Origin of the sequence: Butyrivibrio sp. INlla14 (assembly GCF_900102515.1) — a bacterium.
In the GTDB taxonomy this organism is placed as follows: Bacteria; Bacillota; Clostridia; order Lachnospirales; family Lachnospiraceae; genus Butyrivibrio.
This window is the reverse complement of sequence record NZ_FMVS01000005.1, coordinates 60382-82254: the sequence shown is the minus strand read 5'-3', so window position 1 is coordinate 82254 and position 21873 is coordinate 60382. Positions and strand designations below refer to the sequence as shown.

General features: G+C 41.7%; 18 protein-coding genes. 17 read left to right on the top strand and 1 reads right to left on the bottom strand.

All coding sequences use genetic code 11. The features are described 5' to 3' along the window. Nucleotides 1–4 precede the first annotated feature (4 nt). The 13 genes from cbiD to BLO53_RS03775 are packed head-to-tail and all read left to right on the top strand — an operon-like array spanning nucleotide 5 to nucleotide 13783. Complete coding sequence (gene cbiD / locus BLO53_RS03835; RefSeq protein ID WP_092059195.1) at nucleotides 5–1153, top strand: cobalt-precorrin-5B (C(1))-methyltransferase CbiD; 1149 nt, start codon at nucleotides 5–7, stop codon at nucleotides 1151–1153. A 31-nt stretch (nucleotides 1154–1184) separates the two neighbouring features. After that, nucleotides 1185–1940 (top strand): precorrin-4 C(11)-methyltransferase, encoded by a 756-nt coding sequence (cobM, locus tag BLO53_RS03830; protein ID WP_092059194.1) that lies wholly within the window; start codon nucleotides 1185–1187, stop codon nucleotides 1938–1940. Nucleotides 1941–1954: 14 nt separating this feature from the next. After that, nucleotides 1955–2986 carry a FecCD family ABC transporter permease gene (locus BLO53_RS03825; RefSeq protein ID WP_092059193.1) on the top strand — a complete coding sequence of 344 codons (1032 nt, stop codon included), beginning with the start codon at nucleotides 1955–1957 and terminating at the stop codon, nucleotides 2984–2986. Continuing rightward, nucleotides 2976–3968 (top strand): ATP-binding cassette domain-containing protein, encoded by a 993-nt coding sequence (locus tag BLO53_RS03820; protein WP_176757153.1) that lies wholly within the window; start codon nucleotides 2976–2978, stop codon nucleotides 3966–3968. The genes BLO53_RS03825 and BLO53_RS03820 overlap by 11 nt, the downstream gene beginning before the upstream one ends. Before the next feature lie 39 nt (nucleotides 3969–4007). Continuing rightward, nucleotides 4008–5051 carry a cobalt-precorrin 5A hydrolase gene (locus BLO53_RS03815; RefSeq protein WP_092059191.1) on the top strand — a complete coding sequence of 348 codons (1044 nt, stop codon included), beginning with the start codon at nucleotides 4008–4010 and terminating at the stop codon, nucleotides 5049–5051. Nucleotide 5052: 1 nt separating this feature from the next. Continuing rightward, nucleotides 5053–5787: a precorrin-3B C(17)-methyltransferase gene (cobJ, locus tag BLO53_RS03810; protein WP_092059190.1), complete on the top strand. Its 735-nt coding sequence runs from the start codon at nucleotides 5053–5055 to the stop codon at nucleotides 5785–5787. Then, a complete protein-coding gene (gene cobK, locus BLO53_RS03805; protein ID WP_092059189.1) occupies nucleotides 5777–7804 on the top strand; it encodes a precorrin-6A reductase in 2028 nt (675 codons plus the stop codon). The genes cobJ and cobK overlap by 11 nt, the downstream gene beginning before the upstream one ends. 3 nt (nucleotides 7805–7807) lie before the next feature. Next, nucleotides 7808–9172, top strand: a complete 1365-nt coding sequence (locus tag BLO53_RS03800; RefSeq protein WP_242875293.1) for a cobyrinate a,c-diamide synthase — start codon at nucleotides 7808–7810, stop codon at nucleotides 9170–9172. Between the two features lie 21 nt (nucleotides 9173–9193). After that, nucleotides 9194–10276, top strand: coding sequence for a nicotinate-nucleotide--dimethylbenzimidazole phosphoribosyltransferase (cobT, locus tag BLO53_RS03795; protein ID WP_092059188.1), 1083 nt, complete (start codon nucleotides 9194–9196; stop codon nucleotides 10274–10276). After that, the gene (locus BLO53_RS03790) at nucleotides 10276–10830 is read left to right on the top strand and encodes a bifunctional adenosylcobinamide kinase/adenosylcobinamide-phosphate guanylyltransferase (protein ID WP_092059187.1); all 555 of its coding nucleotides are present in this window, start codon (nucleotides 10276–10278) and stop codon (nucleotides 10828–10830) included. Before cobT ends, BLO53_RS03790 begins: the two co-directional genes overlap by 1 nt. Then, nucleotides 10827–11630 carry an adenosylcobinamide-GDP ribazoletransferase gene (gene cobS / locus BLO53_RS03785; RefSeq protein WP_092059186.1) on the top strand — a complete coding sequence of 268 codons (804 nt, stop codon included), beginning with the start codon at nucleotides 10827–10829 and terminating at the stop codon, nucleotides 11628–11630. The genes BLO53_RS03790 and cobS overlap by 4 nt, the downstream gene beginning before the upstream one ends. Before the next feature lie 33 nt (nucleotides 11631–11663). Next, nucleotides 11664–12680 (top strand): adenosylcobinamide-phosphate synthase CbiB, encoded by a 1017-nt coding sequence (gene cbiB / locus BLO53_RS03780; protein WP_092059185.1) that lies wholly within the window; start codon nucleotides 11664–11666, stop codon nucleotides 12678–12680. Nucleotides 12681–12700: 20 nt separating this feature from the next. After that, complete coding sequence (locus tag BLO53_RS03775; RefSeq protein WP_092059184.1) at nucleotides 12701–13783, top strand: pyridoxal phosphate-dependent aminotransferase; 1083 nt, start codon at nucleotides 12701–12703, stop codon at nucleotides 13781–13783. Between the two features lie 60 nt (nucleotides 13784–13843). On the opposite strand, the gene BLO53_RS03770 is transcribed toward BLO53_RS03775, so the two are convergent. After that, entirely contained in the window at nucleotides 13844–16297 is a 2454-nt protein-coding gene (locus BLO53_RS03770; protein ID WP_092059183.1) for a GH36-type glycosyl hydrolase domain-containing protein, read from the bottom strand. Nucleotides 16298–16707: 410 nt separating this feature from the next. On the opposite strand from BLO53_RS03770, the gene BLO53_RS03765 reads away from it, so the two are divergent. From BLO53_RS03765 to BLO53_RS03750, 4 genes are all read left to right on the top strand, one after another. Further along, complete coding sequence (locus tag BLO53_RS03765; protein WP_092059182.1) at nucleotides 16708–17733, top strand: LacI family DNA-binding transcriptional regulator; 1026 nt, start codon at nucleotides 16708–16710, stop codon at nucleotides 17731–17733. A 23-nt stretch (nucleotides 17734–17756) separates the two neighbouring features. Continuing rightward, nucleotides 17757–18662, top strand: a complete 906-nt coding sequence (locus tag BLO53_RS03760; protein ID WP_092059181.1) for an ABC transporter permease subunit — start codon at nucleotides 17757–17759, stop codon at nucleotides 18660–18662. Between the two features lie 16 nt (nucleotides 18663–18678). Further along, nucleotides 18679–19605 carry a carbohydrate ABC transporter permease gene (locus tag BLO53_RS03755; RefSeq protein ID WP_092059180.1) on the top strand — a complete coding sequence of 309 codons (927 nt, stop codon included), beginning with the start codon at nucleotides 18679–18681 and terminating at the stop codon, nucleotides 19603–19605. Nucleotides 19606–19785: 180 nt separating this feature from the next. Next, nucleotides 19786–21348 (top strand): ABC transporter substrate-binding protein, encoded by a 1563-nt coding sequence (locus BLO53_RS03750; RefSeq protein WP_092059179.1) that lies wholly within the window; start codon nucleotides 19786–19788, stop codon nucleotides 21346–21348. The last annotated feature ends 525 nt before the right edge of the window (nucleotides 21349–21873 follow it).

Here is a 21873-nt window from a genome sequence, read left to right as displayed (position 1 = left end):
AGATATGGATAATAGTCTATACATTGAAAAAGACGGACAGAGATTAAGATGTGGCTACACCACGGGGAGCTGTGCAGCAGCGGCTGCAAAGGCGGCTCTTATGATGCTGGTAAGCCAAAAAGAAATCAGGACAGTATCTATTGTAACTCCCAAGGGACCAACTTTCCTTGCGGAGATACTTGATATAGACAGGACAAAAGAGTATGTATCCTGCGCTGTGATCAAGGATGGAGGAGATGATCCTGACGTTACAAGCGGAATGAAGATATATGCCAAGGTGTCTTTTTTAGACTCAAGAGAGCAGGAAGTAATAATATCTGGAGGAGAGGGAATTGGCAAGGTTACAAAGCCTGGGCTTGACCAGGCAATTGGGGAAGCTGCCATCAATTCTGTTCCGCGACAGATGATAAAGAAAAACATAGAAGAGGTTCTGCAAGAAAATGGCCTGTCAAGTAAAGGCGTTTCAGTTGAAATAAGTGCCCCCGGCGGAGAAGAGGTTGCTAAAAAGACCTTTAACCCAAAACTTGGAATAGTGGGCGGAATTTCAATCCTGGGAACAACTGGTATAGTAAAGCCTATGAGCGATGAAGCCATAGTCGCCACCATAAAGACTCAGATAAGCCAGATGAAAGCTCAAAATGAGCAGGTTCTTTTGATAGCACCTGGAAACTATGGCCTTAAATTCCTGAGAGATGAATATGAAATAGAAGAGAACAAGGCTGTCATGTGTTCTAATTTTGTCTATGATACAGTGAAAATGGCAGCAGACGCAGGCTTTTCAAAAATTCTTTTCTGTGGTCATCTGGGCAAGCTTGTAAAGGTATCAGGAGGAATAAAAAATACTCATTCAGCCTATGGAGATCACAGGATGGAAATACTTGTGGACCTGATCAAAAAGGTTTCAGGGGATGAGATGAATATAGATGATCTCTGCGAAAAGGTCATGGACTGCGTTATGACAGATGAGGCTGTAAGGCTGATTACCGAGGCCGGAATAAGGGATAAGGTCTTTGATCTAATGGCAGATAATATAAAAAGAAACATGGAACTTTGGTGCGATGGAAAGCTTGCGGCAGAAGTTATAGTTTTTTCAAACGAATACACAAAGCTGACTCAGACTGACAGGGCTTTAGAGTTTGTGAAGATGGTTTAAAAAAAGTAGAAGAGTAAGTGAGGAACGGTAAATGGTTCATTTCGTGGGCGCGGGCCCTGGAGCAACTGATCTTATAACAATAAGGGGACAGAGACTCTTACAGGAAGCAGACGTTATAATCTACGCGGGATCTTTGGTTAATCCAGAGCTTTTAGAGTTTGCTCAAAATAAGTGCGAAATATATAACAGCGCTCTTTTATCCCTGGAAGAAGTTATAGATATCATGAAAAAAGCCGACCAAAAGAAGCAGGATGTAGTCAGGCTGCATACGGGAGATCCCAGTATTTACGGGGCTATCAGAGAGCAGATGGACGAACTTGATAAACTGGGGATTGTTTATGATGATACTCCTGGAGTCAGCTCTTTTTGCGGCGCGGCAGCGGCTCTAAATCTTGAATATACTCTGCCTGGAGTAAGCCAGAGCGTCATAATCACAAGAATGGAGGGAAGGACCAAGGTCCCGGAAAAAGAGTCAGTGGAGGCCTTATCAAGCCATGAGGCGACAATGGTATTTTTTCTATCTGCAGGTGATGTTGAAGGACTTTGTACAAGACTCATAGCATCTGGAAGACAGCCGGATACCCCATGTGCACTGGTTTATAAGGCAAGCTGGCAGGATGAAAAGAAGTTTGTCTCTACCCTGGAAAAGCTTCCTGAAATTGCAAAAGAGCAGGGTATAAATAAAACTGCTCTTATAATAGTTGGAGATGTTGTAAGCACAGGAAACTATGAGAAGTCAAAGCTGTATGACAAGGATTTTGAAACGCTCTTTAGAGGTAAAAAATAAGAAGGATTTGCAGGATGACAATTAAGGAAGAAAGCAGAAAGGTTAGAAGGACTGCAGTTTATCTTATGCTGACAGTGCTGGTGAGCATTGCCTTTTTTATGAACTTGGGTATAGGAAATGTAAACATTACATTCGGAGAAATCTGGAATATCTTTATTGGAAAAGGCATGGAAGATGTAAATAGCACCATTATTATGGACATAAGGCTCCCCAGGGTGCTTATGGCTTTTGTTCTAGGTGGAGGCCTTGCGGTGTCTGGATTTCTTTTGCAGACTTATTTTTCAAATCCTATTGCAGGCCCATATATTCTGGGAATATCCTCAGGAGCCAAGATGATGGTAGCTATAGTACTTATCTTCGTAGTGGGAAGTACTGGCAGGAGCTCAAACCTTCTTTTGGTGTCAGCTGCGTTTGTAGGGGCTATTGTAACTACAGGTTTTATGATCCTCATATCAAGAGTTGTTTCAAACATGGCTGTTCTACTGGCAGCAGGCATTATGGTGGGGTATATCTGCAGTGCTATCACCGATTTTCTCATAGCCTTTGCTGATGATTCAGACATTGTGAACCTTCACAGCTGGTCCCAGGGAAGCTTTTCTGGAATAGATATGGGAAGCGTGTACTATGCCTTTGTTTTGGTGGGGATAATGGTAGTTCTTGTAATGCTGCTTACTAAGCCACTTGATGCACTTAGGCTGACTGAAAACTACGCTAGAAGCCTTGGTGTAAACGTAAGATTTGTAAGACTTATGGTCATACTTATTTCAAGTGTTCTCTCAGCCTGTGTGACAGCCTTTGTGGGGCCTGTGTCTTTTATTGGGATTGCAGTACCCTTCCTTATGAGAGAACTTCTTGCTACTTCAAGGCCAATAGTGCTGATCCCAGCAACTTTCCTTGCAGGATCTGTTTTTTGTATGTTTAGTGACCTTCTTGCAAGACAGCTTTTTGCCCCTACAGAGCTTAATATTTCTGCAGTTACGTCATTATTTGGAGCACCAATAGTTATTTATATGATAGTTAGGAGACATGGAAGAAATGAGGCTTGAAAAAGTTTCTGCCGGCTACAGCAATAAGGTCGTAGTTGGAAATGTAAATATAGATATCAGGCAGGGAGAGATCATATGCCTGATTGGGCCAAATGGCGGTGGCAAATCTACTCTGCTAAAGAGCATGAACGGGAGTCTGTCCCTTATAGAGGGAGAGGTTTATCTTGATCTTAGGAAGCTGTCCACCCTCTCAGCCAAGGAAATATCCAAAGAGCTCTCTATTGTAACTACTGAGAGGATACGGCCTCAGCTTATGACCTGCAAAGATGTGGTCTTATCAGGGAGACTTCCTTTTACAGATGGTTTCGGGAGATATGGAAAAGAAGATTTTGCCATAGTTGATGAGTCTCTGGAAATCATGAAGATAAAAAAGCTATCGGATACTCCTTATGATGCGCTCAGTGATGGACAGAAGCAGAGATGCCTTATAGCAAGAGCTATATGCCAGAAGCCCAAATATCTTGTGATGGATGAACCAACCTCATACATGGATATCAGGCACAGAATGGAACTTATGGATGTTGTAAGGACTCTTTCAAAAGAAAATGTGACAGTAATAATGTCACTACACGAGATAGAACTGGCACTTGATGTGGCAGACAGACTCCTTCTTGTCTATGAGGATGGACACGTGGCTGTAGAGAAGCCTGAAGATGTCCTTGAGAAATCTCTTATTAAGGACCTGTATGGACTTGATGATGACAAGTATAAAAAGATCCTTCAGGGCTTTGACAGGGATGACATAAAGCGCCATAGCGCGTGTTTTGTTAACGATAAGTGTGAGTATTTTCCATGTCATGACCTCCCAAGGGAGAGGTTTAACTGCCTGTTCTGCTATTGCCCTTTATACACTATAAAGGACTGCGGCGGAACCTACAGTTACACAGAAAAAGGCATCAAAAACTGCATGGACTGCACCTTCCCACATGAGAGAGATAACTATGGCAAGGTGCTCAAAAAGCTTAAGGAAGAAATGTTTTAAAGTATGCCCAGGCATGAAACTTAAAACGGAGCGGTTAAGTTGAAACAGATAAGATCAGATAAATACAAAATAATATGCTTTACAGATAAGGGGCAGGAGCTGATGGAAAGGCTTGCAAAGGCTCTTTTTAATGAGCTTTCTGATGCTGATGATGTGCCAGTTTTAGAGAGTGTTTCGTCAGTAGCTGACTGGGCCAGAGATAATTTTGAATCCGGAAATGTCCTGATCTTCATAGGGGCCTGCGGGATTGCTGTACGATCAATTGCTCCTTATATTCAGGATAAAAAAATGGACCCGGCTGTTCTTGTCATGGATGAAAAGGGAGAGTTTGTGATCCCAATTCTGTCAGGACATTTAGGCGGAGCTGTAGAGGCTGCAAGAAAGATAGCTCTTTTGACAGGTGCAAGGGCTGTAATTACTACAGCTACTGATACCCGGGGAGAGTTCGCCGTTGACCTTTTTGCCAAAGATAACGGTCTTGTTATTACTGATATGAAAAAGGCAAAAGAATTTACGGCAAGACTATTAAAAAGCGGAAATAGCAGTGTTTATATAGAACCAGAATTTGAAAAGTATCTTGAAATCAATGAGATCCAGCTTCCGTCAAATATTAGGAGGACGAATATTGATGAGGCAGAGCTTGTTATAACAGGCAGAGTATATGATAAGGACGCTTTATGGCTTATCCCTAGAAATGTCGTAGTGGGAATGGGCTGCAAAAAGGGAAAAACTAAAGATGAACTTGAAAAAGCTCTTTTGACAGGACTTTCTGATAAGCAAATAGACAAAAGGGCTGTAAGAGCGATAGTTTCAGCTGATATTAAAAAAGAAGAGCCGGGGCTACTTGAGCTCTCTAAGGAGCTTGGAGCAGAGTTTATAACCTATGACAGCGACATGCTTCTTGCGCAGGAGGGGGATTTTTGTTCCTCAGATTTTGTAAAAAAGATAACTGGAGTTGATAATATCTGCGAGAGGGCAGTCTGTGCCTATGGGGCAAGGCTGATCTGCGAAAAAAAAGCTATGGAGGGAGTTACATTTGCAGCTGGCATAGTTACTACAGATAGAGAATTAGAAGGGCTATGATATGGGAAAATTATATGTTGTCGGCATCGGACCTGGATGCTATGAAGATATGACAATCAGGGCGGATAAGGCCCTTAAGGAATGTGATGTGATTGCAGGCTATACAGTATACTGCGACCTTTTAAAACCACATTTTCCGAAAAAAGAATATCTTTCAACCCCTATGATGGGTGAGGAGAAAAGGGTTGAAATGGCTCTTGAAAGAGCAAGGAAAGGCCAGATAGTAGCCCTTGTGTGCAGTGGAGATGCTGGAGTCTATGGGATGGCAGGACTTGCCTTTGAAATGGCGCAAGGATCTGCTGATGTAGAAATAGAGGTGATTCCAGGCGTAACTGCAGCTATAAGCGGAGCTGCACTTTTGGGAGCACCGCTTATACATGACTTTTGCCTGATCAGCTTAAGTGACAGACTTACACCTGTAAATACAATAGAGAAAAGACTAAGGGCAGCAGCGGAGTCTGACATGGTTATAGTTCTTTATAACCCTGAGAGTAAGTCAAGGAGCGGGTATCTTAAAAAGGCAGCAGAGATTCTAATGGAGACTTTGGAAGAGACCAGAATATGCGGCGTTGCCAGAAATATCAAAAGGCAGGACGAAAAAATGGAGATAATGACGCTAAAAGAGCTTACAGAGTATCCTGCAGACATGTTCTGCACAGTATTTATCGGTAATTCCAGTTCTGAACTTATTGATGGGCATATGATCACTAAAAGAGGATACAGAAGTGAAAGATAAAGTTTTGATATTTGGCGGAACCACAGAAGGAAGAGTTCTTTCTGATATTTTAAGGAAAGAGAATGTTCCCCACAAAGTCAGCGTTGCAACTGAATATGGCCGGGATATTGAGATTGAGAGTGGAGAAACCGAGGTTTTAACAGGGAGACTTTCAAGAGAAAAAATAAAAGAGCTCTTAAGTAGCGAGAAATTTGGGATAGTTGTAGATGCAACGCACCCTTTTGCGGTCAGAGCCTCAGACGAAATAAGGGCTGCGGCTATAGAGTCCCATGCAACCTACCTAAGGCTATCAAGAAATACTAAGGATACTGACTATCAGCAGGACTTTGTATCTTACGTAGATTCCATGAAGGAGGCGGGAGAAGTCCTGAAGGAAACAGAAGGGAATATACTCCTTCTTACAGGCAGCAGGGATTTACAGGAGATTCTGGGCCAAATAGGAGATATAAAAAGAGTATATGCAAGAGTGCTTCCAAGCATTGAGAGTATAACTCTTTGCCAGGAAGCGGGACTATCCGGCAAGCAGATAATTGCTATGCAGGGCCCGTTTTCTAGCCAGATAAATGCAAGCCTTATAAAAGAGGTAGACGCCAAGGTTATACTTACCAAGGAAAGCGGGATAACTGGCGGGTATTACGAAAAGCTAGAGGCAGCCAGACAGTGTGGAATAAAGGCAGTAGTAGTAAGAAATCCTGAGAATATTGGAAATTCCATGGGGAGAGGTGAGAACCTTTCAATGGAGGAAGTTTTAAAAAGGCTTTCCGAGCAATTGGGGATAACTTTTGCAGGAAGCACAGAAAAGCGGGAGATTATTCTGGCGGGGATAGGTCCTGGGGATGAAAAGCTTATCACAGTGGAGGCCTTCAGGGCTCTTGAAGAGTGTGAAATAATCTTTGGAGCTCCTTCTGTAGTGGACCGCCTTGAGAGCTTTTCCGGAAAGATAAAGAACTTTTTTGAAACTACTAAGATAATAGAGTATCTCCAGCAGCATCTTGAATGTAAAAGAGCTGTTGTAGCCTATTCTGGTGATATTTCAGTTTCTAGCGGAGCCAAAAAGTCTGCAGGATTATTTGAAAAAGCTGGTTACAAGGTCTGTAAGCTATCAGGAATTTCTTCTGTTTCACTTTTTGCAAACAGACTGGGAGTAAGTCTTGAAGATGTCAGAATATTAAGTGCCCATGGCAGAAAATGTAATGTTGCTGGCTACGCTATGAATAATCCCAAACTTATAGTGCTTCCTTCGGATATTTCCGATGCAAAGAGAATCATAGGGGAAGTTATTAAGACAGGAAACCATTTCAGGATAATTTGCGGGTGCGATCTTGGAAGTGAAAAAGAAAAACTGGCAGAAGTAGTTGTTAGAGATGGAAGGCCAGATATCGACCAAATAGCTGGAAGCAAGGTCCTTTTGTATATAGAAAATATGAATGCAGACAGGATTCTTGCAGAGCCCTTTGTTAGGGATCAGGACATGGTCAGGGGGGATGTTCCCATGACCAAGGAGGAGATTAGGGCTCTTTCTATCAGAAGGCTTGAACTAACGGCTGGAAGCATTTTTTATGATATAGGTGCTGGAACTGGCTCAATTTCTATAGAGGCGGCCCTGCTTCACCCGGATATAGAGGTTTATTCCTTTGAAAAAAACAAAGAGGCAGCAGGCCTCCTTTTAAAGAATAAGGAAAAATATGGACTAACAAATATACATATCGTAGAAGGTACTGCTCCGGAGGGGCTTGCAGACTTACCAAAGCCAAGTCATGTATTTATCGGAGGAAGCGGGGGTAAGCTTGAAGAAATCCTTGAGGCAGTTCTAAAAGAAAACTCTGGGGTAAGGATTGTCTTAAATTGCGTGACACTTGAAACTTTAGCAAGAGTCACTACTCTTGCAGACAAGATGAATCTTGAAATGCCCTACGTATCCCTTATTTCAGTTACAAGATACCACAAAAAGGGGCATTACCACATGGCGGATGCTCTAAATCCAGTGTATATAGTTGTTTTAGACCAGAATAGGTGAGTTATGGCTTTTGATTGTAAAGTGCAGATTCCAAGAGTTTTGATCTGTGCGCCAAAAAGTGGCAGCGGTAAGACTCTGATTTCCTGCGCGCTTATGAGAATTTTAAAAAGAAGAGGCTACAATGTGGCTGCCTTTAAATGTGGTCCGGATTACATAGATCCAATGTTTCACAAAAAGGTGCTGGAGGTCCCTTCCAGAAATCTGGACCTTTTTATGGCAGGAGAAGAGGGCGTAAAAAAGACTTTGAGGGCAGGAACACTTGGAGAAGATATAGCTATCATAGAGGGAGTCATGGGCTTTTTTGATGGCCTAAGCGCCCTGTCTGTGGAAGGTTCTTCCCATGATCTTTGCAAAAAGACAAAGACACCTGCACTTCTAGTGGTGGACGCAAAGGGTATGAGCAGGTCCGTAATCCCGCTTATAAAGGGATTTATGGACTATGGTCAGGATAAAGGCAAGGCAGTAATAAGGGGCGTTATCCTAAATAATATTTCTCCTATGATAGTCAGGGATATTTCTGGAGAGATAGAAAAAGAACTGGATATTCCGGTTCTTGGTTTTCTTCCAAAGCTTGAGGGAGAACTATTTACCAGTAGGCATTTAGGGCTGGTGCTTCCAAAAGAAATACCTGATATCCTTGAAAAAGTAGACCTTGTTGCAGATAAACTTGAGGAAAGCCTTGACCTTGAAAAGCTTCTTGAAATAGCTAAAGAGGCAGGGGTGCTTTCTATAGATAGTAATGATAAAACAGAAGACAGGGTACATACCAGGGTTGGAATTGCTTTAGATGAGGCTTTTTGCTTTTACTATGAGGATAATTTGGACCTTTTAAAGAAAATGGGGGCAGAGATTAAGTTCTTTTCCCCAATACATGATAAGGAAATTCCAGAGGTGGACAGGTTGATCCTCGGAGGAGGATACCCGGAACTCTATGGGAAAAAGCTCATGGACAACATATCTATGAGAGAGAGTATAAAGAAGGCGGCCATGGAAGGAATGCCGATACTTGCTGAATGCGGTGGATTTTTATATTTGCAGAAGAGTATGACTGATATTGACGGTAATTCCGCTATGATGGCCGGAGTGCTTGAGGGAGAATCCCACATGACTTCGAAGCTGTCACACTTTGGCTATGTTAATGTCACAGCTCTTTTGGATAATCCCTATTTAAAAATGGGCGAGACCATGAAAGGGCATGAATTTCACTATTATGACACAACGGATAATGGCTGTTTTTTAAAAATGACAAAGCCTTTGGGAAAACGCTCCTGGGAAGGATATCAGTGCTGGAAGAACGTCTTTGGCGGATTTACCCATTTGTATTATCCCTCCAACAAGGAATATGTTAAAAGATTTCTGTCCCTGTGAGGACCATAGATAAGGAATTGTATGATATATCAAAAGAAAGATCTGTATGAAATAAAAATAGAAAGACCGGATGAGGAAGTTTATAAAAAGGCTAAAGATACCTGGGATCAGATATCTAAGCCAATTGACGGCCTTGGGGATTTTGAAAGCCTCATATGCCGTATAGCAGCCATGAAAAGAGATGTGTCACCAAGACTTGATAAAAGAAGCCTTGTTATAATGTGTGCTGATAATGGAATAGTAGAAGAAGGCATATCCCAAAGCGGCAAGGAGATAACACTGGCAGTTGCAAAGGCTCTTGGAAAGGGCATCAGCTCTGCCTGTAGTATTGGAAGAACGGCAAAAGTAGAAGTATATCCTGTTGATATAGGAATAGACAGTGACGAAAAACTAGAGGGAGTTTTTGATAAAAAGGTTTCCAAAGGAAGCAGAAATTTCCTTAAAGAACCTGCTATGAGTATGGAACAAACCCTTGAGGCAGTGTTTGTGGGAATAGAGACTGCTCAGCAGCTTTCTAAAGATGGAAAGGATATTCTGGCTGTCGGCGAAATGGGGATAGGAAACACCACAACATCGGCGGCAGTTTTGTCAGCACTTCTCGGGGGTGATTCCGATGAATTTGTGGGTAGGGGGGCAGGCCTTGATGATGCAGGTCTTTTACGGAAAAAGGAAGTTGTAAAAAGAGCTCTTTCAAAATATGACTTTGGAAAATATAAGGATAATAAAGACAAGTGCTTTGAAATACTAAGGACTCTTGGGGGATATGATATAGCTGGCATGGTGGGAGTATTTATTGGAGCTGCCAAGTGCCATCTTCCTGTAGTAATAGACGGAGTTATCAGTTCCACCGCAGCCCTCCTTGCTGAGGGAATGGTTCCTGGCTGCAGGGAATATATGATACCTTCCCACAAAGGGCGAGAAGCTGGGAATCTGGCTGCTTTAAAAGCTCTAGGCTTTGAACCCTACATAAACGGAAATATGGCTCTTGGAGAGGGCACGGGTGCTCTAATGCTTTTTCCAATATTGGACCTTGTTCTTGATTATTACCTTCAGGGAGCTAAGTTTTCTGATTATAAAATTGAAGAATACAAGAGGTTTGACTGATGGTTGTACTGATCGTAGGAATACCTGATAGCGGCAAGTCCAGGATGGCTGAAGATATGGCAGTAAGGCTTGCAGGAAATGACAGTAGATACTATATTGCCACAATGATTCCCTTTGGGGAAGAGGGGCAAAAGAGAATAGAAAAGCACAGAAAACTCAGGAAGGGCAAGGGCTTTGAGACTATAGAGTGCCCGTATGACCTTGGCAGAAAGCTTTTAGCTATGGATAGGATTACAGAATCCACCTGCCTTTTGGAATGTATGTCCAATCTTGTTGGGAATGAAATGCACAGGGAAGGGGCTTTAAGCGGTGATGAGCTGGTCGACTGTATAATAAGAGACATAAAGAGCCTGTGTGATAGGGCGAAAAATGTAGTTATCGTCTCTAATTATTTTCCTATGGAGGATGTTGGGTACGATGACGATACCAGAAATTACGTAAGGGTACTCTTTCAGGTGAATGATGAACTTAAAAAGATTTCTGATGAGATCTATGTCTTTGAAGATGGAACCTGGATAAAAGAAAATGCAAATTTAGGGAGTGACAGAGTATGAGATTGTTAAAACAGATAGCAATAGCTTTTTCCTTATATTCAAGAATCCCTATGCCAATTTTTGAGTGGGAGGATAAAGATTACAAGAAGGCTATAGCTTTTTTGCCACTTGTTGGAGTTGTCATTGGAGGTATTTGCACGGCTGTTTACTGGCTTGGTCAAGGGCATCTGCCTGGAGTGGTTCTAGGGCTTATCCTTGCCTTGATTCCTATCGCAATAACGGGCGGCTTTCATCTTGACGGCTTTATGGATGTTAGCGATGCTCTTTCTTCCTATCAGAATAGGGAAAAGAGCCTTGAGATAATGAAAGATCCTCACATCGGAGCTTTTGCGGTGATAGGGCTTTTAAAATATGGACTTTGCTTTCTGGCGGCACTTTTATCCCTGACTATGAAGGGTAGTTCTGAAAACGTATTGCCCGGTATAATGGCATATGCTATAGGATTCGTTATAGTAAGGGCATTTTGCGGCCTTACCAGTATTTACCTGTCCAAGGCAAAAAAAGACGGAATGCTCAGCAATGAAACCAAAGAAGCGGACCTTTTTGTAAAGATAATTCTGTGTTTCTTTTTGATTTTAGGTGCAGGTTCCAGCTTAATTATGTGGCCAATTGGCACTGTTTTGGCTCTTGTTGCAGTTTTGTGCTATACGTGGCACTACGGAAGGCTATGCAAAAAGAGATTTGGAGGAGTCACAGGTGATACCGCTGGCTACTATATTTGTATGGCAGAATGCGTATATTTGGTGGCTATTGCTGTGTCGAGTTATATTGCAGATGCTTATTCTTTTTGCATATTTTGATAATATATTTAAATGTTCTAGTAGAGGTGTTTTATGTTTTTTCACAGTATAGCCTTTTGTCTGGGCTTTGTGCTGGATCAGATAATTGGAGACCCCTATAATATCCCCCATCCCATAAGGCTTATTGGAAACCTGATTAATTTCCTCGATAAAAAGCTCTTGGAACCCAAGGATTATGGTAATCAGGAGGAGAATTGCCGGGAAAAAAGTGTGCGGAACCCTCAAAGAGAAGTCCTTATGGGACTTATGATGTGGTTTATAGTGGTTTTGTGCACAATTGGTGCTTCTTATATTTTATTATTTGTGTCTTATAAGGTACATGTTGTACTTGGAATTATAGTTGAGGCTGTAATGACCTGCTATATTCTTGCGGCAAAAAGTCTTAGGGTTGAGAGTATGAAGGTTTATAAGGCTCTTAGGGAAGGCGCTTTGCAGGATGCAAGGCAAGCGGTTTCTATGATAGTTGGAAGAGATACTAAAATCTTAGATGAAACAGGTGTTGCCAAGGCAGCAGTTGAAACAGTGGCAGAAAATACTTCTGACGGAGTTATAGCACCGCTTCTCTATACCTTTATCGGAGGGCCTGTTCTTGGCTTTTTTTATAAGGCTGTAAACACCATGGACTCTATGGTTGGCTATCACAATGACAGGTATGAGTATTTCGGAAGAGCAGCAGCTAAGATGGATGATTTCTTTAACTATGTACCTGCAAGGCTCAGCGCCTTTTTCATGATAGCAGCAGCTTTTTTGTGCGGAAGAGATTTCTCTGGCAAAAGAGCTTTTGCAATCTTTAAAAGAGACAGATACAACCACAAAAGTCCCAATTCAGCACAGACAGAGAGCGTTTGCGCGGGAGCTCTTGGAGTAAGGCTTGCAGGAGATGCCAGCTATTTTGGCAAAATAGTGCATAAGCCCTTTATAGGAGATGACTTTAGGCCTGTGGAAGCTGAAGATATTAAAAGAGCCAACAGGCTAATGTACGGCACAACATATTTGTGCATGACAGTTTTGTTGATACTTATGATCCTTTTAAATATGATACGGGTGTAAGAGTAAAGTGCTAATTGCACATGCTTGCTTTGGAATATATTTTTAGGTGGTATGAGATGCTTCATGGCGGCGAAATCTATGATAAAAAAATAAAATATGATTTTTCAGTAAATACAAATCCCTTTCCCTGCCCTGAAGATATAAAGGATATGATGATAGAGACGGTATTTGCTGTTGATAAGTATCCTGATATTGCGCAGAGCCAGTTTAGAAGAGCTGTTGCAAAGGCTCTAAATAGTAGCTCATATAGATGTGTGTTTTCGCCCGATATGATAATAGGAGGAAACGGGGCATCTGAGCTTATTGCAGCAGTTACGCTTATGCTGCAGCCACGCAAGGTTCTCTTGCCAGTTCCAAGCTTCTGGGGATATGAACATGCTCTTGGAATGCTTGAAAGCTGTGAGATTAACTATTATCCCCTTTCTAAAGAAAACGACTTTGAATTGACCAAAGGGATAGTTGATGCAATAGAAAAAGATACAGATGCAGTTTTTCTTGCAAATCCCAATAATCCAACCGGACGGTGTATTAGCAGAGATGTGCTCGAAAAAATATTAGAAAGATGCCAGGATACTGGAACAAAACTCATAATTGATGAATGCTTTTTTAGCCTGTCGGAGGGAAATACATCAGCTAGGGATTATATCAGGGATTATTCCGAATTATACGTGATCGATGCCTACACTAAGCTCTTTTCTATTCCAGGGGTCAGGGTGGGATTTCTTTTGTCCCAGAGTCAGAATATCCAGAATATTAAAAGGTATCTGCCTGAATGGAATATGTCATCATTTGCTCTTGTGGCTGGAGTTGGTTGTGCGAAGCATTGTTTGAAGGGCTATACAGATGAATCTATGGAGTATATTAGAAGAGAGAGGACCTTCCTTGAGGAAAACTTAAAGAAATGCGGAATTAAGGTATTTAAGTCAGATACTAATTTTCTTTTGCTTTATAGCGATGAGAATCTTTATAGTTATCTTCTGGAAAAAGAGATACTAATAAGGGATTGTTCCAATTTTAGAGGCCTTAAAAAGGGCTACTTTCGTGTAGCTGTAAAAACTCATGAGGAAAATAAAATACTTATAAAATGTTTAAGGGAGCAGTGACAATCTGTCACAACTCCCTTAGCGTTTTCTTCCCCTCAAAAGATTACGCAGGCTACATATTTAGCCCATTATAGCTTCAACGGTATATTCCTTAACACCTTCTTCGTAAGGAATAATGTTACCGGAAACCTCCTTGCCATTTACGACAAGCTTCTTGATGCCCTTCTGAGCGCCGTTCTGCTTGACGCTTATGTTGTACTTGGCACCTCTGTACTTTCTTGTAATCTCAAAATCACCAAAGCCTTCAGGAACACATGGGTTGATTGAGAGACCAGTGTGTGTAGGATATACACCAAGGATGTACTGAGAGATGTTAACAAATGTCCAGGCAGCTGTACCTGTGAGCCAGCTGTTCTTGCCCTGTCCAAAGAACTTGGCATCTCTACCTGCAACCATCTGTGAATAAACATATGGCTCTGTGCAGTGAATATCACTTATATCCTCAATATATGCCGGGCATGTCTTCTTGTAGATCTCAAAGGCTCTGTCACCGTGACCAAGAACTGTCTCTGCGATTGAAACCCAAGGATTGTTATGGCAGAAGATACCAGCGTTCTCCTTGTATCCTGGTGGATAAGATGAAACCTCACCAAGTTCAAGGTGATATTTTGTATATGCAGGCTGAAGGATCATAACACCATACTTGGTATCAAGTCTCTCTTCAACGCTCTTAAGTGCCTTCTCAGCAAGACCTTCCTTTACACCGATTCCGGCAAGAACACAGAAGCCCTGTGGCTCGATGTAGATCTGACCTTCTTCACACTCTTTTGAACCAACCTTGTGGGAATAAGCATCGTAAGCACGAACGAACCATTCGCCATCCCATCCGGCTGTGATAGCTGCCTGATAAACCTTGGCGATTTCTTCACGGGCTCTCTTAGCCTCAGCGTCATCACCGAGAAGCTCAGCGAGCTGAGCATACTCTTCGCCGTACTTTACAAACATACCTGCGATGAATACTGACTCTGCAACAGGACCTTCAGAAGGACCAAAGGTCTGGAAGGACTCACCTGGATGCTCTGAGAAACAGTTCAGGTTCAGACAGTCATTCCAGTCAGCACGTCCGATAAGTGGAAGACCATGAGGACCCTTGTGAGTAGCAGTAAAGTCAAAGGAACACTTGAGGTGACCCATGAGTGTCTTGGCAACACTCATATCATTATCGAAAGGAACCATCTCTTTTAATATTGAAAGGTCCCCTGTCTCTCTTACATAAGCACTTGTTCCTGCGATGAGCCAAAGTGGATCATCATTGAAACCTGAGCCAATATCAGAATTACCTTTCTTGGTAAGTGGCTGATACTGGTGATAAGCGCTACCATCCTGGAACTGAGTAGAAGCAATATCGATGATACGCTGTCTTGCTCTGTCTGGGATAAGGTGTACGAATCCAAGAAGATCCTGGCAGGAATCTCTAAAGCCCATACCACGGCCAATTCCAGACTCATAATAGGAAGCAGAACGTGACATGTTGAAAGTAACCATACACTGATACTGGTTCCAGATATTGACCATACGGTCAACCTTCTCATTGGAAGAAGAAATATGGTAGTTGGAAAGGAGCTCTTTCCAGTAATTCTTAAGCTCTACAAGAGCAGCATCAACAGCGCTCTCTGTCTTATAAGACTCAATCATCTTAAGAGCAGGCTTCTTGTTAACAACGCCTGGAGCTTCCCACTTGTCATCCTCAGGGTTCTCGATATAGCCCAAAATGAAGATAAATGTCTTGGACTCACCAGCTGCAAGTTCAATATTGATCTGCTGAGAAGCGATAGGTGACCAGCCGCTTGCTACAGAATTTGTGCATTTGCCCTCTGCAACAACATCTGGATGATCAGGACCATTGTATGCGCCAAGGAATGCGTCTCTGCTGGTATCAAAACCGTTAACAGCAGAATTGACGCTGTAGATAGCGTAGTGATTACGTCTCTCTCTATACTCAGTCTTGTGGTAGATTGTTGATCCGCCATCTGTAACTTCTACTTCTCCAGTTGAAAGATTTCTCTGGAAGTTTTTCATATCATCATCTGCGTTCCAGAGACACCACTCTACATATGAGAAAAGAGAAAGCTTAGCAGCACAACTCTTGTTATTAGTAATTGTCACCTTGGAAATCTCACAGTTATCGTTCATAGGAACAAATGTAAGAACCTTGGCTTCTACGTTGTTCTTGCTGGATGTAAATGTGCTATAACCAAGTCCGTGACGGCACTCATATGAGTCAAGGACGGTCTTTACTGGTTGCCAGCCTGGATTCCACACAACTTCATCTGCCTTGTCTGTCGTGTCCTTGATGTAGAAGTATTTGCCATTGTTATCATATGGCACGTTGTTATAACGATATCTTGTCAGACGCAGGAGCTTGGCATCCTTGTAAAAGGTGTAGCCACCGCATGTGTTTGATATCAGTGAAAAGAACTCTTTGTTACCAAGGTAGTTGATCCAAGGTAATGGAGTCTTGGGTGTGGTGATGACGTACTCAAGAGAAGCGTCATCAAAAAATCCGTACTTCATAAAAACCTCCTGTGAATTTTAGAAAAAAGTTGCTATATGTACTTAAACGTTTTCGGAATTTCTAGTGACATTATATATGCTAAATTGATATATTGCAACAGAAAATAAAAAAACTTTTTTACCGCATAAACACTGGGGCGTGACACAAAGTTTCCTTTGAAACCGGTATCAAAAATTCCTTCTATAATAAGTTTCGAAAAAGTATCGAAAACGTTTGCTAGAAAATTAACATTATACAATTGTATTAGGGGAAAATAGATGAAATAACGATAAAGATTTTGTAAAAATGCACCAAAAATATAAATGTTGCACAAAAAAATATAAAAAACTATTGAACTGGGGGTAAAAATGATGTAACCTTAAATTACGAAAACGATTTAGTAATGCATATGGAGTTAACGAGATAGAGAATGATATCACTTAAGGACATTTCAAAGGCTTGTGGAGTATCAGTTGCAACTGTATCCAAGGCACTCAATGATCATAGCGATATCAGCCAGGAAACCAAGAAACATGTAAGAGAGGTGGCTGAGAAGCTTGGATACAGACCTAATGCAGCGGCTCAGGCCCTTAAGACAAACAAGACTAATAATATAGGAGTCCTTTTTGTCGATGAAGCTAACAGCGGACTTACACATGACTATTTCAATCATGTGCTGGATAGCTTCAAGAGAACAGCAGAGGAGAATGGCTACGATATAACCTTTATAAACAGTGGTAATAAGAGACTTAACAATATGTCTTATTTATCACACGCAATCTATAGAGGCTTTGATGGAATCGTGATCGCCTGTGTGGACTTCTCAGATCCCCAGGTTGATGAACTTATTAAGAGTGATATTCCTGTTGTTACTATTGACCATCTTTTCTATAACAGAACAGCGATCATGTCAGACAACGTCAATGGTATCAATGAACTTGCTACTTATGTATATGAGCAGGGACACAGGAAGATAGCATATATACATGGTAAAGAGTCTGGAATGGAATCTTCAGTTACCAAGAGCCGACTTTCAAGCTTTTATAAAACCCTTCAGGATTTCGGCGTTGAGATTCCAGATGAATATGTTCCGGCAGTTCCTTATAGAGATACAGATGCTGCTTTTGAGGCAACAACAAAACTTCTTGAACTTAAGGATCCGCCAACATGTATCTTTTACCCTGATGATTTCGCTGCATTTGGCGGGATCAATGCAGTCAGGAAAAAAGGCCTTCGAATTCCGGAAGATGTTTCCGTTGTGGGATATGACGGAATCGAACTTGCCAGAAAGATCAGTCCGATATTGACAACCATGGTTCAGGATACTGAGAAGATCGGTGCTATAGCAGCTTCCAAGCTGATCGATCTTATCAACAATCCTAAGGGGACGATCGTTGAACAGGTTGTCGTTAAAGGAAATATAGAGAGGGGAGAGTCCGTAGCAAGACTCATATAGATCAAAAAAGGGAGAGTAATGGTATGAAAGATTTTTTAAGAAACACATGGAAACACAGAGCACATGTTGTAATGGCATTGCCAGTTTTCCTGATCTTGTTCTTCATTATGTACGTGCCTATGGCCGGTCTTGTAATGGCGTTCAAGAACTTCAACTATGTTGATGGTATTTGGAAGAGCCCATGGAATGGACTTAATAACTTCAAGTTCCTGATCGCTTCTAAGGCAACATTCATTCAGATCACAAGAAATACAATTTTATATTATCTTTTGTTTACAGCTGTTGGAACATTCCTCAATGTAACACTTGCTATCATGATCGATAAGCTGGTGTTCAAGAGAATGGCCAAGACAATGCAGACACTTATGATCATCCCTGTATTCATTTCTTATGCAGCAGTACAGTTCATTGTATATGCATTCATCAGTTCAGATACAGGTATCATCAATCACACATTAAATACCAGCACAAGATTTTATTCTGCTGCAAACCTCTGGCCTTGGATCCTCCTCGTAGTTAAGATCTGGAAGGATACAGGTTATGGCTCAGTTCTTTATATGTCAGTTCTTGCCGGAATTGACTCAGAACTTTATGAGGCAGCTGATATCGACGGTGCTAACTCATGGCAGAAGATCTTCCACATTACAATTCCTTCATTAATACCTATGGTTACTGTAATGCTTCTTCTTTCAGTTGGTTCAGTAATGCACTCTGATACAGGTCTTTTCTATCAGGTAACACGTAATAGTGGAGTACTGTACGAGACAACACAGGTTATCGACTCCTTCGTACTTAATGCTATTTTCAAGAATTCAAACTTTGGATTCGTAGCTGCAACTTCATTCTTCCAGTCAATTGTTGGACTGTTACTGATGCTTTTTGCTAATACAACAGTTCGCCGAATTGCACCAGAAAACGCATTGTTCTAAAGGGGAGAGTAAAGAGATGGCTAAGATGAAAAATAGAGATTTAGAAATGTCTAAAAAAGAAAAGGTAACCGTTGGACAGGTTATCCTTGCAATAATTCTTGTTTTATGTACATTATTTGCTTTCATGCCTGTAGAGCTTACATTCGTAGCTGCTTTTACAGATGAGAAGAGTATTGTAGAAAATGGTTTCAGGTTCTGGCCTAAGGACTGGTCACTTACAGGTATGAGCACAGTTCTTAAATATGGTTCACAGCTTGCAAGATCATATTTTGTAACAATTTTAGTTACTGTTGCCGGAACATTCATGGGACTTTTATTCATGAGTATGTTCGCATATTCAATCAGCCGTAGAGACTTCAGATTATCCAAGTTTTTATCAATTTACCTGTTGATCCCTATGCTGTTCAATGGTGGAACACTTTCAGGATATATCATTTTCACCAGCTACTATCACTTAAAAGATAGTCTCTGGCTCCTGATCCTTCCACTGTGCGTTTCAACTATGAACGTTATTATTCTTAGAACATATATTGCCAATAGTATTCCTGGAGAGCTTATGGAAGCTGCCAAGATCGATGGAGCTGGCGAGTACAGAACCTTCTTCCAGATCACTCTTCCTCTTCTTAAGCCTTCACTTGCAGCCGTTGGTTTCATGATGGCTACAGCTTACTGGAATGACTGGCAGAATGCACTTTTGTACATTGACTCAGATGCCAAGAAGCCTCTGCAGCTCCTTCTTATCAACATCCAGAAGAGTATAGAGTTCCTTCTTAATAACTCAAACGTTCCTGCATCTGCAAGAGCTGCTATGGGTGGAACTATTCCACAGTACTCAGCAACAATGGCAACAGTTTTAGTAGTTATTGGACCTATCATGGTAGTGTACCCATTCTTCCAGAAGTACTTCATCAAGGGTCTTACCGTTGGTTCAGTTAAGGGCTGAGAGAACTTACTGAGGTATTTTACGAAGTTAGTTCGAACGTCTTCCGGCGAGCGAATGCGAGAGCGGAAGTTCCTTATAAAAATACTGTCGGGATATATATGAACGGGTAATTGGTGTAGATATCTACCCCTCAAGGGATGATATAAAAAAACAAAGAAACCTAAAAAAGGGAGGTTATGTATGAAGAAAAAAGTATTATCAGTAATTATGGCTTCAGCAATGTCACTTTCATTGCTCGCTGGCTGTGGCAGCACACCTGCAGCTACAGAGACACCAGCAGACAACACAGCAGCTACAGAGACACCTGCAGCTGAGACAAAGACAGAAGAGGCAGCTCCTGCAGCTGAGACAGCTTCTGGCGAAGTTACAAACATCAATGTTTACAGATGTACATTCAACCTTGCTACACCTGATACAGCTCAGGTTCAGAAGGTTCAGGATGCTATCAATGCTTACATCGCAGACAAGATTCCTGTACAGATTACTCTTACAGATATCGGTTCTGGTGAGTATACAGAGAAAGCTAACCTTGCACTTGCAAACAATGAGATCAACCTTCTTTGGACAGCTTCATGGGAAGGCACAATCGGAACAAACGATCTTTATCCAGCAGGCGCTGTATATGATCTGACAGATCTTATCGCTGGAACACCTCTTTATGGATCAATGGCAGAGGGCCAGTGGGAAGCTGCTAAGTACGATGGTAAGATCTACTTCGTTCCTGTATACAAGGACAACGTAGAAGGTTATGACTTCATGTTCCGTCAGGATCTTGTTGACCAGCACAACTGGGATATCAACTCTGTAAAAGAGCTTAAGGATCTTGAGCCAATGCTCGCTGATGCTAAGGCAGATGGACTTAAATATCCATTCCTTACACAGAAGACAGCTATGTTCTACAGATGGTACATTGACAAATTTGATTTCTTCACAGCTGATTCTTCAACAAACTTCTTTGCTGTAGATCGTGCAAAAGATGAAGTTGTTGATACAATCCAGACTCCTGAGTACCTTGAGTTCTGTAAGCTTATGGCTGACTGGGCTGACAAGGGATACATCTCAGAGGATGATTTCACAAAGGTTACAACAGATACAACAACACAGACACAGGATTGGGCTATTTCTTGGTGGACAGATATCCCAGTTAATGACGAAGCAGATGCTCGTTATGGCCAGGATGTAACAATGGTTCCAGCTACAGACAGATGGGCTCATTCAACATCAGCTCTTGGTTCTTGCTACTGCGTAACAGCAAACTCAACAGAAGCTCAGGCTAAGGCTTGCGTAGACTTCCTTGGACTTCTTTACACAGATTCAACACTTGCTGATATGTACACATTCGGTATCGAGGGTGAGGACTTCACATACGATGCTAACCACCAGGTAACACAGACATCTGACAAGTACAACCACTCAATGTGGGAGTCAGCTAACGCTACAATCGTTACTCCTCTTGATAACGAGCCAGCTAACAAGGCTGATCTCTATGATGCATTCAACGGTGGTGCTAACACATCTTCAGCAGCAGGCTTCAGATTTGACAAGTCTCCTGTAGAAGCTCAGTACACAGCTTGCGCTGGTGTATTCGAGAGCTATGGATTCCCTCTTGAGAATGGTGGAATTCCTGCAGCAGACGTTGAGTCTACAATTGAGAAGTACCAGGCAGCTCTTGATGAGGCTGGATATCAGGATGTTCTTGCTGAGTTCCAGAATCAGTACAACGCTTGGAAGGCAAGCAAGTAATATAACGATGTAGAATCGCGAAAGTACAAAGTACGGAGCGATTCGTATATCAAGGAGTTTATTTACTTCATAAGTTTTATATAAGGAATAAAAAGGCAGGGCGTATGCAAATGCGCCCTGTATACATAAACGAGTATCTTCAGGATACACGGGAATTTGATATCCTCCTTTCTTTATCCTTGGCCATACCTCCAGGATAAAGGTTACTCTTTCCTTTTATAAGCGTAAGAAAGCCATGACGTTCCCCGACGTCATGGCTTTCGCTATTAATGCGTACTTGTGCGAGTGACATGATCATAAAAAAATCCACAAATAAATCTGCATAAAACATGGATATTTATGCAGATTTTATGCTTGCCTTTATAACTTTACTGTGGTAAACTCTTTTTATCGCAAACACATGTCCGCGAGAGAAAAACATATTTTGCCAATGACACACAAGTGTATTTGATAGACGGACATACTCGTTTATGATTTTCGATTTAGTTTTCCAGAGTATAAATAGTGTACAGGAGAGTAATCTCA

What these genes read in the sequence shown, in the direction of transcription:
- BLO53_RS03770 (WP_092059183.1), bottom strand. Translation starts at nt 16,297, where the DNA reads ATGAAGTACGGATTTTTTGATGACGCTTCTCTTGAGTACGTCATCACC.
- BLO53_RS03765 (WP_092059182.1), top strand. Translation starts at nt 16,708, where the DNA reads ATGATATCACTTAAGGACATTTCAAAGGCTTGTGGAGTATCAGTTGCA.
- cbiD (WP_092059195.1), top strand. Translation starts at nt 5, where the DNA reads ATGGATAATAGTCTATACATTGAAAAAGACGGACAGAGATTAAGATGT.
- BLO53_RS03820 (WP_176757153.1), top strand. Translation starts at nt 2,976, where the DNA reads ATGAGGCTTGAAAAAGTTTCTGCCGGCTACAGCAATAAGGTCGTAGTT.
- cobT (WP_092059188.1), top strand. Translation starts at nt 9,194, where the DNA reads ATGATATATCAAAAGAAAGATCTGTATGAAATAAAAATAGAAAGACCG.
- BLO53_RS03825 (WP_092059193.1), top strand. Translation starts at nt 1,955, where the DNA reads ATGACAATTAAGGAAGAAAGCAGAAAGGTTAGAAGGACTGCAGTTTAT.
- cbiB (WP_092059185.1), top strand. Translation starts at nt 11,664, where the DNA reads ATGTTTTTTCACAGTATAGCCTTTTGTCTGGGCTTTGTGCTGGATCAG.
- cobS (WP_092059186.1), top strand. Translation starts at nt 10,827, where the DNA reads ATGAGATTGTTAAAACAGATAGCAATAGCTTTTTCCTTATATTCAAGA.
- BLO53_RS03775 (WP_092059184.1), top strand. Translation starts at nt 12,701, where the DNA reads ATGCTTGCTTTGGAATATATTTTTAGGTGGTATGAGATGCTTCATGGC.
- BLO53_RS03755 (WP_092059180.1), top strand. Translation starts at nt 18,679, where the DNA reads ATGGCTAAGATGAAAAATAGAGATTTAGAAATGTCTAAAAAAGAAAAG.
- cobM (WP_092059194.1), top strand. Translation starts at nt 1,185, where the DNA reads ATGGTTCATTTCGTGGGCGCGGGCCCTGGAGCAACTGATCTTATAACA.
- BLO53_RS03760 (WP_092059181.1), top strand. Translation starts at nt 17,757, where the DNA reads ATGAAAGATTTTTTAAGAAACACATGGAAACACAGAGCACATGTTGTA.
- BLO53_RS03800 (WP_242875293.1), top strand. Translation starts at nt 7,808, where the DNA reads ATGGCTTTTGATTGTAAAGTGCAGATTCCAAGAGTTTTGATCTGTGCG.
- BLO53_RS03750 (WP_092059179.1), top strand. Translation starts at nt 19,786, where the DNA reads ATGAAGAAAAAAGTATTATCAGTAATTATGGCTTCAGCAATGTCACTT.
- cobJ (WP_092059190.1), top strand. Translation starts at nt 5,053, where the DNA reads ATGGGAAAATTATATGTTGTCGGCATCGGACCTGGATGCTATGAAGAT.
- BLO53_RS03790 (WP_092059187.1), top strand. Translation starts at nt 10,276, where the DNA reads ATGGTTGTACTGATCGTAGGAATACCTGATAGCGGCAAGTCCAGGATG.